14 protein-coding genes are annotated in these 15,282 nt (G+C 60.1%); 4 read left to right on the top strand and 10 right to left on the bottom strand.

The features are described 5' to 3' along the window. The first annotated feature begins 10 nt into the window (after positions 1-10). Entirely contained in the window at positions 11-955 is a 945-nt protein-coding gene (locus tag J2Y63_RS01230; RefSeq protein ID WP_435264560.1) for an acetamidase/formamidase family protein, read from the top strand. Here the strand turns inward: J2Y63_RS01230 and J2Y63_RS01225 are convergent. After that, positions 952-1,614: a TetR/AcrR family transcriptional regulator gene (locus tag J2Y63_RS01225; protein WP_435264559.1), complete on the bottom strand. Its 663-nt coding sequence runs from the start codon at positions 1,612-1,614 to the stop codon at positions 952-954. The genes J2Y63_RS01230 and J2Y63_RS01225 overlap by 4 nt on opposite strands. Before the next feature lie 137 nt (positions 1,615-1,751). Here J2Y63_RS01225 and J2Y63_RS01220 point away from each other — a divergent pair, with 137 nt between their 5' ends. Then, the gene (locus J2Y63_RS01220; RefSeq protein ID WP_435264558.1) at positions 1,752-2,492 is read left to right on the top strand and encodes an SDR family NAD(P)-dependent oxidoreductase; all 741 of its coding nucleotides are present in this window, start codon (positions 1,752-1,754) and stop codon (positions 2,490-2,492) included. 64 nt (positions 2,493-2,556) lie between these two features. Here the strand turns inward: J2Y63_RS01220 and J2Y63_RS01215 are convergent, their stop codons facing one another. The 5 genes from J2Y63_RS01215 to J2Y63_RS01195 all read right to left on the bottom strand — a co-directional run bounded on the left by J2Y63_RS01215 (position 2,557) and on the right by J2Y63_RS01195 (position 8,112). Next, entirely contained in the window at positions 2,557-4,011 is a 1,455-nt protein-coding gene (locus tag J2Y63_RS01215) for a DUF6056 family protein (RefSeq protein WP_435264557.1), read from the bottom strand. Between the two features lie 31 nt (positions 4,012-4,042). After that, on the bottom strand, positions 4,043-5,008 hold the full coding sequence (locus J2Y63_RS01210) for a glycosyltransferase family 2 protein (protein ID WP_435264556.1): 966 nt from the start codon (positions 5,006-5,008) through the stop codon (positions 4,043-4,045). Between the two features lie 8 nt (positions 5,009-5,016). Continuing rightward, positions 5,017-5,370 carry a GtrA family protein gene (locus tag J2Y63_RS01205; RefSeq protein WP_435264555.1) on the bottom strand — a complete coding sequence of 118 codons (354 nt, stop codon included), beginning with the start codon at positions 5,368-5,370 and terminating at the stop codon, positions 5,017-5,019. Between the two features lie 23 nt (positions 5,371-5,393). After that, a complete protein-coding gene (locus tag J2Y63_RS01200; RefSeq protein ID WP_435264554.1) occupies positions 5,394-6,689 on the bottom strand; it encodes a hypothetical protein in 1,296 nt (431 codons plus the stop codon). A gap of 190 nt (positions 6,690-6,879) precedes the next feature. Next, positions 6,880-8,112, bottom strand: coding sequence for a polysaccharide pyruvyl transferase family protein (locus tag J2Y63_RS01195; RefSeq protein ID WP_435264553.1), 1,233 nt, complete (start codon positions 8,110-8,112; stop codon positions 6,880-6,882). Positions 8,113-8,425: 313 nt separating this feature from the next. On the opposite strand from J2Y63_RS01195, the gene J2Y63_RS01190 reads away from it, so the two are divergent. Continuing rightward, the gene (locus J2Y63_RS01190; RefSeq protein ID WP_435264552.1) at positions 8,426-9,937 is read left to right on the top strand and encodes an oligosaccharide flippase family protein; all 1,512 of its coding nucleotides are present in this window, start codon (positions 8,426-8,428) and stop codon (positions 9,935-9,937) included. Positions 9,938-9,950: 13 nt separating this feature from the next. Further along, entirely contained in the window at positions 9,951-10,928 is a 978-nt protein-coding gene (locus tag J2Y63_RS01185) for a glycosyltransferase family A protein (protein ID WP_435265025.1), read from the top strand. A gap of 23 nt (positions 10,929-10,951) precedes the next feature. Here the strand turns inward: J2Y63_RS01185 and J2Y63_RS01180 are convergent, their stop codons facing one another. From J2Y63_RS01180 to J2Y63_RS01165, 4 genes are all read right to left on the bottom strand, one after another. Further along, positions 10,952-11,815, bottom strand: a complete 864-nt coding sequence (locus tag J2Y63_RS01180; RefSeq protein WP_435264551.1) for a class I SAM-dependent methyltransferase — start codon at positions 11,813-11,815, stop codon at positions 10,952-10,954. 270 nt (positions 11,816-12,085) lie between these two features. Further along, positions 12,086-13,147: an aldo/keto reductase gene (locus tag J2Y63_RS01175; protein ID WP_435264550.1), complete on the bottom strand. Its 1,062-nt coding sequence runs from the start codon at positions 13,145-13,147 to the stop codon at positions 12,086-12,088. Positions 13,148-13,217: 70 nt separating this feature from the next. Then, positions 13,218-14,243 (bottom strand): L-glyceraldehyde 3-phosphate reductase, encoded by a 1,026-nt coding sequence (gene mgrA / locus J2Y63_RS01170; protein WP_435265024.1) that lies wholly within the window; start codon positions 14,241-14,243, stop codon positions 13,218-13,220. A gap of 117 nt (positions 14,244-14,360) precedes the next feature. Further along, positions 14,361-15,269 carry a LysR family transcriptional regulator gene (locus tag J2Y63_RS01165; RefSeq protein WP_435264549.1) on the bottom strand — a complete coding sequence of 303 codons (909 nt, stop codon included), beginning with the start codon at positions 15,267-15,269 and terminating at the stop codon, positions 14,361-14,363. Positions 15,270-15,282: the final 13 nt, after the last annotated feature.

The raw sequence follows: 15,282 nt of genomic DNA, 5'->3' as shown, positions 1-15,282 counted from the left end.
AGGATATCCGATGTGCATCACCTGCACCCACACCATCCACCGCGCCCGGCATCATTTCGGCTGGAACCGGGACTTTGAACCGGCAATCGTTGCCAAATCCGGCGAAACGATCCTGTTCGAATGCCTTGATTCCTCCGGTGGCCAGATCGGGCGCGATGCAACGCTCGAAACCTTGACGGCGCTCGATTTCGCCCGCATCAACCCGGTCACCGGCCCGGTCTACGTGGAAGGCGCCGAGCCGGGGGATGCCCTAAAGATCACGCTTCGCGCCTTCCATCCCTCCGGCGCGGGCTGGACTGCCATCATCCCCGGTTTCGGTCTGCTCGCCGACCAGTTCAAGGACCCCGCGCTGCATGTCTGGTCCTATGATTCCGGCACAATGGCGCCTGCCGCCTTCGGGTCGAAGGGGCGCGTGCCGCTAAAACCTTTCGCCGGCACCATCGGCGTCGCCCTTGCCGAACCGGGCCTGCATTCCGTGGTGCCGCCGCGCCGGGTGGGCGGCAACCTGGATATTCGCGATCTCTCCACCGGCGTGACGCTCTATCTGCCGATCGAGGTGGAGGGCGCGCTGCTTTCCATCGGCGACACACATGCCGCGCAGGGCGACGGCGAGGTCTGCGGCACGGCGATCGAGAGCCGCATGGATGTCGAGGCGACGGTCGAACTCATGAAAGATGCCCGCCTGCCCGCGCCACGCTTCACCACGCCCGGACCGGTCACCCGCCATCTCGACGGCGCCGGCTACGAGGTGACCACCGGCATCGGCCCCGACCTGATGACCGCCGCGCGCGAGGCCGTCATGCGCATGGTCGATCTGCTGGCCGCCGAACACGGCCTCGATCCGAACGACGCCTATATGCTGTGCTCGGTCTGCGCCGATCTCAGGATCAGCGAGATCGTCGACCTGCCCAACTGGGTGGTGAGCTTCTATTTCCCACGCATCGTCTTCGACTAGAAAGAGGCGGCCGCCACCCTGGCGTCAAAACCCGTTATTGCCACATGCGCAACCGCCTCCAGCTCCGCGCGCCCGGCCCCGTCGCGCGCCAGAATGGACATGCCGAACTGGACGGTCTGGATGAAACGCGCCAGTGCCGGAACGTCGGCGGCGAGGGGTACTTCGCCATCCGCCACGGCCTGTTCCAGCCGCGCCTCGATACGCTCGAACGTGACGGCACGGGCGGCGCGGACCAGTTCACCCAACTCCAGATGGCCCTGGCTGCCGACAGACGACAGGGCCACCATGCAGCCGGTGGGAATGTCTTCGACACAGCCGGTCAGGACCGCGGCCGAATCCAGCAGGAACGCCGAAATCGCTTCGCGCGCCGTTTCCGCGCGCTGGAATTTACCCCAGACGTAAGCCTCGTAACTCTCACGATAAAACCCCACCGCTTCTACATAGAGCGCTTCCTTTGAACCGAAGGCCGCATAGAGGCTGGGTGAGCCGATCCCCATTGCCTCGGTCAGGTCCGTCATCGACGTGGCCTCGAAGCCCTTGAGCCAGAAGAGCCGGGTCGCCTGCGCCAACGCGGCCTTTCGATCGAAGGCGCGCGGGCGCCCCCGCCCGCGGGATGGCGAGGATTCAACGACTTCAGGGGCTTGGTCCGATTTCTGCATCGATCATTATATAAACCTCCCCAGCCATTTCGACAACTCTCCGCATTTATTGTGCCGATCGATACATAAATACCTTGACGCGCTGCACCCGCATCCCTAGCTAATTCTATGTCGATCACTACAGAAAGGTTTGATCTATGAGTGAATTGTCTGGAAAGCGCGCGCTCGTTACGGGCGGGTCGCGTGGCATCGGTGCCGCGATCGCATTGGCGCTGGCTGAAAAAGGGGCGGATGTAGCGATCACCTATGAGCGCGCCGCCGATCGCGCCGCGGAGGTCGTGCGCGAGATTGAAGAAAAGGGCCGCAAAGGGCTGGCCATACAGGCAGACAGCGCCGATCCCGTCGCGGTAAAGCGGTCCGTACGGGAAGCGGCCGAAGCGTTGGGTGGTCTCGACATCCTTGTCAACAATGCCGCCATCGCGCTCTACGATACGATCGCCAATATCAGCGCTGAGCAAATCGATGCGCTGCTGGGCGTCAATGTGCGTTCGCCCATTCTCGCCTCGCAGGCCGCCATTCCCTATCTTCAGGCGGGCGGCCGTATCGTCACGATCGGCTCGGCCGGCGCTGAACGCATCGTCGGCGATACCGGGACCGTGTATTTCATGACGAAATCCGCGCTCCATTCGTTCAACCGGGGCCTTGCACGCGAACTCGGCCCGCGGGATATCACCGTCAACCTGGTGCAGCCGGGCTCGACGAACACGGATATGAACCCCTCCAACGGCGAATTTGCCGACTTTCAACGCGCCCTGATCCCGCTTGGCCGGTATGGCGCGCCGGAAGACGTGGCCGCCGCCGTGGCCTTCCTTGCAAGCCCCGCCGCCCGCCACATCACCGGGACGATCCTCACGGTGGATGGCGGCATGACAACCTGATCGGACAATCCCCCCGTCAACAAAACGGGGGGATTACCTTGTGGTAGGGTAGCGCGTCATCAGGCTACTCGCCCACGACCTTGACCGACTTAACCCCATAGTATTTTGCGTAGCACTTGTTTTCCCAATAGTCCGGGTCGCCGGTAAGCTCAGGCTTGAAGAACAGGCGCGGAGGACGGGACAGCCTCTTGAAGGTGAGATCCGCGTCATCCGGCGCATTTCTCACCTCCACTTTGCGCGCCTCGATGACCGGGCGGTATTCGGCAAAATTGAACCGGAGATCGTTGATCGCGGCCGATGTATTCGGTGCCGCAATCAGGCTCATCGACAACAGGAGCAACGCGATTGCGGACGTCTGCCTGGGCCAGTTGGCGGGGCCTGCCGATCTCCCGCTCAGCCATCTGAGCGCGGAGGGGAGCAGAAGCAAGACAGATGCGATGAACACGGCAAAGAGCACGTTGGACACGCGGCCGGGCAAGATCGTGCCTTGTGCGAAGGAAACGACAAACCTCCCGCAGAACCACGCTAGCAACGCAATACAAAGAAAAACGGGAAGATGCAGTATCCTGTGTTGCGGGTTTGCCCCTTCCGGCGCCGAGCTTACCTGACTGCCTTCTCTCCCCATATGCGCCAGCAGTGCGATCGTCAGGAAAATCAGCGCCGGATTTATGATCCAGGCGATGAACGAGTGTTCCGGATCGTAAAGAAACGCCAGAATTGCCGGCACGAGACGCATAGAATTTGGAAACTCGCCCGCCGAACGCACGGCGTTTCCCGGCGCGGACACGGAAATATACCAGGCGACGACTGCCGCTAAAAACACGATAGCGAATAGAACCGTGGTACGCCTGTCGCTCCGGAGGATCGCCAGGATCAGTTGCAACGCGCAGAAGGCAACGAAATAAAGCCCAAGAAGCTCGTTCAAGCCACTCAAGGCGACCGCGCTCACCATCGCCACGCCGATTAGAAGCGGGTCCATGTTTTTCGAATAAAGACCTCTCGTCACCGCGAGAAGCGATGCCGACGCTATGACCAGGAGAAAAAACGGGAGCTGGTATTCGACGATACCCGTCGCCCAATACCATAGCTCTCCGATGGACGGCATATAGGCCCAGAATATCGCCGTGATCGCGAGCGAGATGAAAACCGACGTGGTTCTGTTGATAAGCGGTGACAGGATAACGCGCGCCATGATGTAAAATGAGACAACCGACATCAGAGGCGCGAGTAGCAAAAATACGCTGTAATTTATCGTATCGATCCCGAGGCGTGGAAATACATAAGGGTAGATCGACATTGCGAGCCAACGGCCCGTCCATTGGGAATATTGCAGCGTTGCATAGGAATACCAGAATCCTGCCGTCTGCGGCAAACCCGCGCTGCAATAGTCGTCCGCGGCGGCCTCCGCCAGAAAAGTATAGGTGAGCGAAAGTATCATCACCAGAATGCAGGAACCGACGATGGCCACCAACGAGAACAGGTAAAAAAAATCCGTTTTCTTCGTTGAAAAATCACGCATTTTACGCCCCTTGCCGCAACCGGCCCACCGGTCAGACTTTTTGACGAAATCCTCCCGGGAAAACGGGTCCGCTTTGGTTTGTGGCCGACTTCCGCACGATGTATCGGGGTCGCATTTTCGTCTCCCGGTATATTCTGCCGATATACTCGCCGATAATGCCGATGCCGAGGATCTGGACGCCGCCGAAAAACATGATCGCGGCAAAAATCGAGGGATAGCCCGGCACGCTATTGCCGAAGAGGAGCTTGTCCAGAACGATCCATGTGCCGTAGATGAAGGCCAGCGTTGAGATGAACAGGCCGATATAGGTCCATATTCTCAAGGGCATGGTCGAAAAACTTGTGATGCCTTCGAGCGCCAGGTTCCACAACTTCCAGCCGTTGAACTTCGTCGTGCCGGCGACACGCCGGGCTCGTCTGTATTCAACGACTTCGGTACGCCCGCCGACCCAAGAGAGGAGGCCTTTCATGAAGAGGTTTCGCTCCGGCAGGAGCAAGATTTCATCGACGATCGGGCGGGATATCAGCCGGAAGTCACCGACATTCTCTTCGATCCTGGTGTCGCTGATAAGGTTGTGAATAGCGTAGAACGCCTGCGCCGTTCTTCGTTTTATAAAATTGTCGCTGGACCTGTCCTGACGCTTGGCAAGCACGACTTCCGCACCGTGTCTCCACTTTTCCAGCATTTTCGGGATGAGCTCGATCGGATCCTGCAGATCCACATCGATAGGGATGACCGCATCGCCTTTTGCGTAGGCCAGGCCCGCAAAGAGCGCCGGCTCCTTTCCAAAATTGCGCGTGAAGTCGACGAGTTGGACCAGCGGGTCGGTGCTCATGATCTGCTGGACGATTTCCGCAGAATGATCCCAACTGCCGTCATTGACGAAAACGATCTCGATCGACTCGTTCTTCAACGCGTCTTGCGACCGTACAGCCGCGTAGAAGATCGGGATCGTCGCCTCTTCATTGTAGATCGGCACAATCAGAGAAATAGACACGCGCCACCTCATCTAAACACGAGAAAACGAGAACAGGCATAACCTGTGATCAGGCTTATTGCGGAAAACATCACGAGGGCTACAACAGCCGGCAACGCCAGATAGTCGGCAAGGCTACCGACCGAATAGGCAATCAGACCGAGAGAGCCGAAGTACAAAACAAACTTTGCGGGCGAAGATTCAGCATGGAACGTCCACCGGGCATTCGCGAAGAAGCTGAAGGTGACTGCGATGGCGAACGCCGAGACATTCGACCAGCTCTGCGGCATCCCAACGCCTGCATGCAAGATAAAGAACGCGGTCCAGTGAATGGCCGTGTTCAGCACGCCAATGGATGCGTATTTCAGAAACGACGTCAGCATTTGCAACCAGCCTTTGTCATCCCTCACACCACACTACGCGCGGTTCCGCGCCCTAAGCCGTAGTCGTTTGGGTTTTCCGGGCGCCCATGCGCAGGTCGCATGCCGGCGTAGAGGAGGCCGGGCATGAGGAACACCGCCATGTGCACCCAGGCAATGACGATCTCGTTTGTAAAATGCGTAATGACGAGCATCGCCGGCATGGCGGAGAGCATGTAGAGGATCTGCATGGAGGTGTTGCCCTGCATGGCGCAGGAATAAATCCAGCTCAGAACCCCCGCCAACAGAGCAAATTTCAAACAGCCGAAATAGGAGAACGAGGCGAAGGAATCCATCATTCCAGTCGGCGTCGTGCCCGGCGCGGGATCGTAATCCTTTGAGTAGACCGCGGGTGTATCGACGTAGAGGCTTTCTTTGACCTTCGTTCCGACGAGTTGCGCGGGGACGTACACAAACACAAGCGAGTTCCAGTGCGATACGCCAAAATCATACGCCTGGTTTTCGGAGATGGACGATATGGAGAACACCAGGTTTCGAAACTCCGGACCGCCCTGCTTCAGGAGTTTTCGCCAATTCTCGACGGGATTGATCTCCAGAACCGCGCGCCAATCGGGCGCGCCGTTGTAATAGGTCGCGGCTCGATACTCCCCCGCACTGACCAGGCCGGCCATGGCGAAAACCAGACTTAAGGACACGAAAAACCGCGGCACCGCCCATCCCCGGTGAAACCAGATGGCAAGGGCAATCATCAGCGCCAGTTCGGCGGCCTCCGAGCGGCGGCCCGCGATCACGATGCGATCGAAGTAAAAAGCGAGACCGAAAAGGATGATGCAGAGCGCGAGGGAGGAGCGGCGATGGGCGTAACACAGTAGCGCAATCGCAAGGCCGTAGGTCAGCATCTTGGCGAAGAACAGATAGGCCACCGCCGTGCCGGTCAGAAAGCCGCGAAGGCGCTCCTCGTCGGCGAGCTGACCGAACCGGTAGAAGAAGTAGGCGCCCACCAGTGACAAACCGGCAGCATAATAAAGCAGGCGCTTTTCACTGAAGACCAGATCCCTCCCGAGCTTGGCATGTTTGCCAAGCTGCCACCCGACAGAGCACATGACGAGGCAAAGCCAGGAGAAAAAGATGGCGCCAGACAACGCTGAATTCTGCGGCATGAAGCGGTCGTCGATCAGGCCCGGGATCTGCGGCAAGACGAATGTCAGGAACATCGCGGCCGCGAGAAAGGGGAAATCGAAGAACCCACCGCGCCTCCACAGACCCGAGACGAGCATGGCGATGGACGTGAAGAGCAACAGAACGACGCCAAGCCATGCCATGTCAGCCCCTCGACCCCTGATGCCTCCATGCTGGCAATGACCACCGAGTTAAGCAACTTACTCATCAGGCGTAGGGACTTGCCTCAGACAAAACCCCAGGTACGGTCTCGGCGAATGACGGAGATGGAATCCACCTTTGAGGGAACCCATCTACCGCTTTTGGATGAAGAAGCGGCCGCGACGATGGCTGTCAACCAACCGTCGCGTGGGAAATGTAAACGGGCTTGAGCCCTCCCAGTCGGTCGGCGAGGATATTCTCCTGCGCCGTCAACCGTTGGCGGAAATCGGCGTTTGCGCCGAGTATCCGGCCGCGAATGGCCGCTCGATCGTCGAACATCCGCTGGAATTGCTGCTTCAAAAGGTCGAGGTCGAGATCCTCGATATGCTGGCAAAAATCCCCCAAGCCCATTTCATCCATCAGGGCCTGGTTCTTTAGTGAATATTCGATCGAAATCGCGGGGCGACCGAGCTTCAGTGCGCTGACCAGATTGTGGTAGCGCGTCACGACGACGGCGCTGGTCTGGTTGATCTCGTCCATCAGGCCACGCAGATCGCTGGTTCGCACCGCCTTGACGCGTTCCTGCCCTGAATGCGTTATTGCGTCGGACAACGCTATGCGTTTGCGCAGGTCCTCGACGGCTGGCCAGTCCCCGACATCCCCTGTCAAAAGGCGGATATCGTAGCCCTGGTCGAGCAGCCAGGCGATGAACGCCTCCAGTTTTTGCAGGTACGTCTGATAGATGCCCGCACCGTTCACATTTGCCTTGAGCCAACCGAAATAGGACATGACGCCCACGCCGACGACGCGGAGGTCGTTGGCAGGATAACGCTCCGAGCCGGGCGGCAAGCTGAAGACGATGTCCGGGTACACCCGGTCGTCGCTGACATCGAGGCCGAGGCTTTGCATGAATTGGCGCGAGTTCTTGTCGCGATAGGACCGGTAGCTCGCCATGCGCGCCACGCTGACCAGGAAGAACCGGCTCAGCGGATGCCGGATAGGCCCCGCCCCGATGCTGACCAGGAAAATCTTCCGCCGCCAGATCCAGGCGGCCAGGCACCATTTGAAGGCCATGAACGGCCAGCCGAAAGGGTTATCCTGAAAATCGTCGAGAAAGCCCGTTCCCGGCACGATCAGGATATCCACGGTGCGGGCGGATCGAAAAGCATACCACATGCCCATGATCCGGCGCGGAAGATGCCAAAGGAGGGCGTCCATCCAGCGGGATATCGACGTCGCAAAGCCGGCAGGGCTGCTTTCAATAGAGGAAACGCCGTGATCCCGCGCCACGGCTTCGGGATTTGGGCAAATGCAGGTTATGGAATCGTCGGGGCGAAAACGGCGCAGGAAAATCAGCATCGAATCCAGGGATGCATCGTTACCGCTGTTGCCGCATCCAAAGAGCCCGAAAAGCCCGATTTTCATGCCGACCTCCAAGCGGAACGACAAACTCGCCATTGCGGTCGGCAAGCCCGTTCGTGGCGCGCAACACCTCGTATAATGAGGCTTTGCTGAAATGACCACCTGTCCTTTCGGCGAATGGCCGGGCGCGTGCGATGGTATCGGGACAGTTGGCATCCAATGCGCCATAAGCCGTTGATTCTGTGTCCCTACAGGCGACGATTTCGTACGAGGCGGCTGACCGGACGACTATTACCCCTACTCCCTATGGCCGCGTTCCCGTTATGACCAGTTCATATACTCTGGCACGCTCGCAGCCATTGAGGGCCTTGCAAGAATGATACGTGTTCGCAGCGCATTTTTGATGGCGACGCTTGGGCAGTATCTCGCGCTGGTGGTGAGCTTCGTCACCATAGCCGTCGTTTCCCACCTGATGACGCCGGCCGAGATCGGTCTTTCGGTGATCGGGGCCAGCGCCATAACGATGATCTTCTCGCTCCGCGAATTCGCCACGTCCGACTTCCTGATTCAGCTCGATACCGTCGAAAACAAGGACGTGCGGACAGCCATGACCGTGATGGTTATTCTGACCGTCTTTCTGTCCCTCGCCTTGCTCATGGCCCTGCCCGCGCTAGTCAGTTTTTACAAGAGCGACGTGCTGAAGCCGTTCTTTCTGCTGATGATTCTGGCTGTAGCCATCGAAGGCCTCTCGTTTCCGGGGATGGCGCTTTTGCGCCGGGACATGCTGTTTGGCAAGGTCACGGTGATCAAGACCATCGCTGCCGTGGTCAATGCCGGGGTGACAATCCTGTTTGCCGTGCTGGACTGGAGCGTCGTCAGTTTCGCGCTGGGCGCGATCGCCGGCAGCGTCACGACGACAGGGCTGACACTGCTTACCAGAAAGGACTGGTGGAGTTTCAAGCCGTCGCTGAAGTCGCTTGCCGCCGTGAGCGAATTCGGGCGCTACAAAGGCGCCACGAACGTCGTCGACCGCTTCTACGATGCCCTTCCGCAAATCCTTCTCGGCAGCATCATGCCTTCGGCCACTGTCGGCAAATATAGCCGGGCGGTCACCATCTCGGGCCTGGCGGATCGTCTGGTCCTGTCGGCGGTCTTCACGGTGGCTTTTCCTGCTCTGGCAGCCGCGGTACGAGAGAAGGTCGATATTCGACAATCGTATTTGCGCGCCATCAGCTTCATCACCGTCGTCTATTGGCCCGCGCTTCTCATGCTGGTCCTCCTGATCACACCCATCTCCGAGGTTCTCCTTGGTGCTGGCTGGGACGAAGTGATCCCGGTCGCCCGCCTTTTGGCCCTGTCGGCCGTCTTCTGGTTTCCCGTCGTGCTGACCTATCCGGTGCTGATCGGGCTCGGCGCTAATCGTTCTGCCTTCACTTTCAACATCGTGTCGCGCTCCTTGTCCGCGATCATCATCTGCGGTGCCGGCTTCTTCGGGCTCATGGCAATCGCCTATAGCCAGTTCATCGCGCTACCCATGCAGATGCTGCTCGCGCTAATCTATGTGCGCCGCCACGCCTACTTCGCCTGGTCGGAATTGTTCGCGGTCCTGTGGCCGAGTTTCGTGGTTTCGCTCGCGACCATATCCGGCCCCGTCATCCTCATCGCCTGTCTTGGGTTCAGGCTGAGTTTTTCAGGCGCCGAGGCGATCTACATCAGTTTCCTGGGTGCTGTCGGCTGGTTCGCAGGCATCCTGCTGACGGCCCATCCCTTCCGCGACGAGATCCTGGCGGCGATGGGAGATGGCAGTCGATGGCTGCGCGCATGGTCGCCGTCGTCTTTGCGAAGCGCGCCTTCGGAGGTTGGCGAGCGCACCAGCATAGGAGGATAGAGCCGTGGCACGCATGGACATAGCGATACCGAACTATAATTACGGTCGTTTCCTGCACGAGTGCATCGCAAGCGTCTACCGGCAGGGCATCGAAGACATTCGCATCCTCATCATCGACAATGCCTCCACGGATGACAGTGTCGCGATCGCGCGCGACCTCGCGGCCAGAGATCCAAGGATCGGATTGTGCCTGCGTCCGGAAAACCTCGGCCAGCACGCTTCCTTCAACACCGCCGTCGATTGGGCACAGTCGGACTATTTCGTCATCCTCTGCTCCGACGACTACCTGCCGGACGGCGCGCTGGGCCGGGCGGTCGCAGCACTGCACCGACATCCCGAGGCCCATCTGGCGTTTGGCGATACGCTTTTTCTCAAGGATGGTTCGGCACCCCCTGCCCGGGCAATGCTGCCAGCAGATGAACGGGTGTGGAGTGGTGAGAGTTTCCTTCGAACATCGTGCCAGAGAGGGCGCAATCTCATCGGCGGCCCGATGGCCGTGGTGCGGACAAGCGTCCAGAAGCGGGCTGGGCATTTCCGCCGGGACCTGCCGCATACGGACGACATGGAAATGTGGCTGCGCTTCGCGGCCATGGGCGCCGTCGTCGAGATCGACCATGTGCAAAGCATCGTGCGCATCCACGGCTCGAACCAATCCGCCGTGGTGTCGAACGTGCATCATTGGAACGTCGCGTCGGAAGCGGCGTTCGAGGCTTTCTTCTCGGGTTTCGGGCGCAGCCTGCCGCAAGCGCGCGAGCTTCTCGCGCTCGCACGGCGAAGCCTCAGCGACCGGGCTTACTGGTGCGCGGTCTCTCATATCTTGCGGGGAGAACCGGGCGTGTGGGACCTCGCCAGATATGCTGTGAAGCTTCGACCGACGAGCGCCGTCTTTCCACCGCTCGGTTACGCCTGGCGCAAGGCGGGCCTATGGCAGCGGATGGCGACCATGTTGTCCGGCAGAACCCGCTTTCATGCTCCACAAACCGATCCTTGATCGATCCGCTTCAGACTTGGCCGCTATGCATAACGGCGCCATGTGCTGCCGCCTGCGTTCGCCTCCATTTGACCGGTTTCTGCCGTCTCGCTGACAGCCGGCCCTGCCTTCTCAAGGATGAAATAGGCATAGCGTTCATCATCCACGAGATCGTCCTTGGGTCGAAGGGAAACGTATCTCGGCGTAAACGCGGCCGTTTCCGCCCTGTGCCAGAAGTCATCGATCGGATAGGTCGTCATGTTCGCCAGGTTTCTGCGATATCCCCACTTGCGCGATTGTGTACGGCGTTCATGGGTTTGATATTTTATCTGGATGATCGCAAACCCGCCCGGCCGCAAAAGCTTGTGCGCAAGATGCAGGATACGCTGGCCATAGTCCTGGGACGGAAGCAGTTCGAAAACATAGGTACAGAGAAAGACGTCGGCCGTTGCAATCAGATCTTCGGCTGATTTTTCCGGCTCCGAAACATCGACGAGCAGCCGCGAGAAATTATCCTGCCCGACGCTTCGCAACACGTTTTCGCACTCATCGAGGGACGCGCTCGACACATCGACGCCGACGAACGATTTGGCAAGCGGCGCGAAATGCACCGCATTCGCGCCACCCCCGCACCCCCATTCGATGATCCGCTCCAAGGGAGCCGACTGGCCGCGAATTTTCATGTGCTCCTGGAGAAGCTGAACATGGGGCCTGCCAAGCTCCGACCAGACTTCTTCGCGAAGCCCGCCCTCACCCTTCCAGTGCGAATTCGAGTGAAACGCCGTTTGCGCCGGATCCTCCCAGTATTCTTGCGCTTCTTTGGAAAGGCTGAGGTCTGACGGCGACCTCGGGAGGCGCTCAAGCAGCTGATAACCCGCACGTCGAAGCGCTCGAAATATCTGTCTCATCTGGCATCCTTTCTGCAACGAAACCGGAACCCCCGTTGATGGACATCCGGTCGCCTCCCTTCAGGCAGAGGACCAGCCTAATCCCCTGCAAATGCCGGTAAAGATGGACAAAATAGAAAGCCACCGGGGTCTCTAAGCCAAAAGGTGGTGTCGTAATAGGCAAACGCGCGCCTCGGCACAGCGTTCGGGCATGGCCCAACGCATTCACGGCGCAAACGCGCCGTGAACGAGAGGGAGGATGTGGGTTGGTCGCGGACTACCCGCGTCGTTTCAGGCGTCCTTCAGATAGGGGCCGATGAGGGCGAGATCGGCGTCGCTGAGGCGATCGTTTGCGGTGTTTCTCTGGTGCCAGTAGGGGTACTGAAGCCAGGGCTGGCTGATCTTGTCGAGCTTCGCGCGCTCTTCATCCGTCAGCTTCAGCTCGGCCGACGCAAGGTTGTCCTTGAACTGCGCTTCCGTGCGGCCGCCGATAATGACCGAGGTCACGCCCTTGCGGCCGATCAGCCAGGCGAGTGCCACCTGCGCCGCGGATACGCCGCGACCATCGGCGATTTCCACCAGCGTCTCCACGATATCCCAGAGACGGTTTTCGTCGCGGATCGGCGGCTCGGTCCAGCCGGCGAACTGGCGCGTGCCTTCGGGGGCTGCATGATTGCGGCGATGTTTGCCGGACAGGAGCCCGCCGGCGATCGGGCTCCAGACGAGGATGCCCAGGCCCTGGTCGATGCTGATCGGAACCAGCTCGTTCTCGGCGTCGCGGGTTTCCAGCGTGTAGTGGATCTGCTGGCTGACGAAGCGCTGGTAGCGTTCGCGCTCGGAAACGCCCAGCGCCTTCATGATGTGCCAGCCCGAGAAATTGGAGCAGCCGATATAGCGCACCTTGCCCTGGCGCACGAGCGTATCGAGCGCCTCCATGGTCTCTTCGAGCGGCGTCTGACCGTCCCATTCATGCACCTGGTAGAGGTCGATCACGTCGGTTTTCATGCGCTTCAGGCTGGCTTCGCAGGCGGCGATCAGATGCTGGCGCGAAAGGCCGCTCTGGTTCGGGCCGTCGCCCATCGGAAAGCGGGCCTTGGTGGCAATCAGCACGCCGTTCTTGCGCGGGCCGCCGATGATCTCGCCGAGGATTTCCTCGCACACGCCCTGGGAATAGGCGTCCGCGGTATCGATCAGGTTGACCCCGGCGTCGAGGCATATGTCGACGAGGCGGCGGGCGTCGTTGACGCCCAGGTCCCCCACGGTCTTCGCCCAGCCGACGCCGCCGAAGGTCATCGTGCCCATGGTGATCGTCGAAACCTTGAGGCCAGAGCGGCCCAGCAAACGGTATTCCATTATCGCGCTCCTTGAGTAAGTCAGGCTGCGGTTGCGATGGGTTCGGCAAAACGCAGCGGAGAAAATAGCATCAAACTGCGTCTATGAGGCCGCGCCAAAGGTCGATGCTGCCTTCGGTGGCGTGGGTGTCGATCTCCTTCAACTCCTCGTCGGAGAAGGCCAAGTTGTCGAGCGCATCGAGCGAATCGTCAAGCTGCGCGACGTTGCGTGCGCCGATCAACGCGGATGTCACGCGCGCATCGCGCAGCACCCAGGCGATCGCCATCTGCGCCAGCGACTGGCCGCGCCGCTTGGCGATCTCGTTGAGCGCACGCACGCGGGAAAGATTGTCGTCGCTGAGCAGTTTTTCGTTGAAGGACCCGCCCCGCGCCGCACGGGCATCCTGCGGAACGCCGCCGAGATATTTGGAGGTCAGCAGGCCCTGCGCCAGAGGCGAAAAGGCGATGCAGCCGACACCCAGTTCGCCGAGCGTGTCGAGAAGCCCATCCTCGATCCAGCGATTGAGCATGGAATAGGACGGCTGGTGGATGAGAAGCGGCACGCCTTCGGCGCGAAGGATACGCGCTGCCTCGCGCGTGCGCTCCGGCCCGTAGGAAGACAGGCCGACATAGAGCGCCTTGCCCTGGCGCACCATCTGTACCAGCGCCGCCATGGTTTCCTCCAGCGGCACGTCCAGCGTGGGGCGGTGGGAGTAGAAGATATCGACATAGTCGAGCCCCATCCGCTGAAGGCTCTGGTCGAGCGATGCCAGGAGATGCTTGCGCGAGCCGCCACGGCCATAGGGCCCGTCCCACATATCCCATCCCGCCTTGGACGAGATGACGAGCTCGTCGCGATGGTGCTGGAAATCCTTGCTCAGGATGAGGCCGAAATTCTCTTCCGCCGAACCGTAGGGCGGGCCATAATTGTTAGCGAGGTCGAAATGCGTGACGCCACGGTCGAAGGCCCGGCGGATGACGCTGCGACCGGTCTCGAAGACATCGGCGCCACCGAAATTCTGCCAGAGACCGAGCGAGATCGGCGGAAGCTTGAGACCGGAACGACCGGTGCGGCGATAGTCGATGCCGTCATAGCGGCCCGGATTGGCGAGATACATGGTCGTCTCCATTGCAATACGGCCGGCGTGAAAAGCTTCCGGCTGCTCGACGCCATGGGTACGCACCGGCGATCATTGAATCAATCACCATCAATTCAACGGATCATTGATCTGAATTCAACGATCCTTTCGCTGCGCTTCCCGAATGCATTGGATCAGCATCTGCAGACCATAGGGCAGCTGCCGGCGGCTTGAATAGTAGAAGGCCAGCGGCGGACCGATGGACGACCATTCCGGCAGCACGAGTTCCAGGCGACCAGCGTGCAGATGCCGCTCGACCAGCCTTTCCAGGCAATAGGCGATGCCCACCCCCGAAAGTGCAGCCGAGATCGAAATGTCGGTGGAACCGGAAATGAGGGAGCCCGGCACATCGATCTGGCGCCGCTCGTCGCCCCGGTCGAACTCCCAATGATAGATCTGCCCTCGCCCCGTTCGAATGCGCACACAGTTGTGAGACAGGAGATCGTTGGGATTCAAGGGCCGCCCGAAGCGGTCCAGATAGGCCGGCGAGGCGACGGCGACCCAGCTCAGCGGCTCCGTCACCGAAACGGCGATCATGTCTTCCGGAATGGTCCCGGCATATCTGAGGCCGGCGTCAAAGCCTTCCGCGGTGACATCGACGAAGTAGTCGTCGGACGCGACTTCCAGCTCGATATTCGGAAACCGCTCGCGAAACAGCGGCAGGACGGGCGCCAGCAGCAGGTCGACCGCGTCGCGCAGCACATTGATGCGAACGCTGCCCGAGATGCCGCGAAACTGCCCCTGAAGCTCTTCGAGACCCGTATGGATGAGATCGAGGCCCGCCGCCACCTTCTCGGCCAACGCAGACCCGGCGGCCGTCGGCGAAACGCTCCTGCTCGTGCGATTGAGGAGCCGGACACCAAGGCGCGCCTCAAGTGCCTTCATGCGGTGGCTCAGGGCCGAAACCGAGATTTCGAGCTGATCTGCCGCCTTGCGGAAGCTTCTGTGCCGGATGATCTGGAGGAAGACAGCCAGATCGGAAAGCTCATTTCGGTTGGAAACCATGTTCACCGCCACC

The sequence above is a fragment of the Shinella sp. BE166 genome (assembly GCF_051201095.1).
GTDB lineage: Bacteria > Pseudomonadota > Alphaproteobacteria > Rhizobiales > Rhizobiaceae > Shinella > Shinella lacus.
This window is presented reverse-complemented; position numbering and strand designations above follow the sequence as displayed.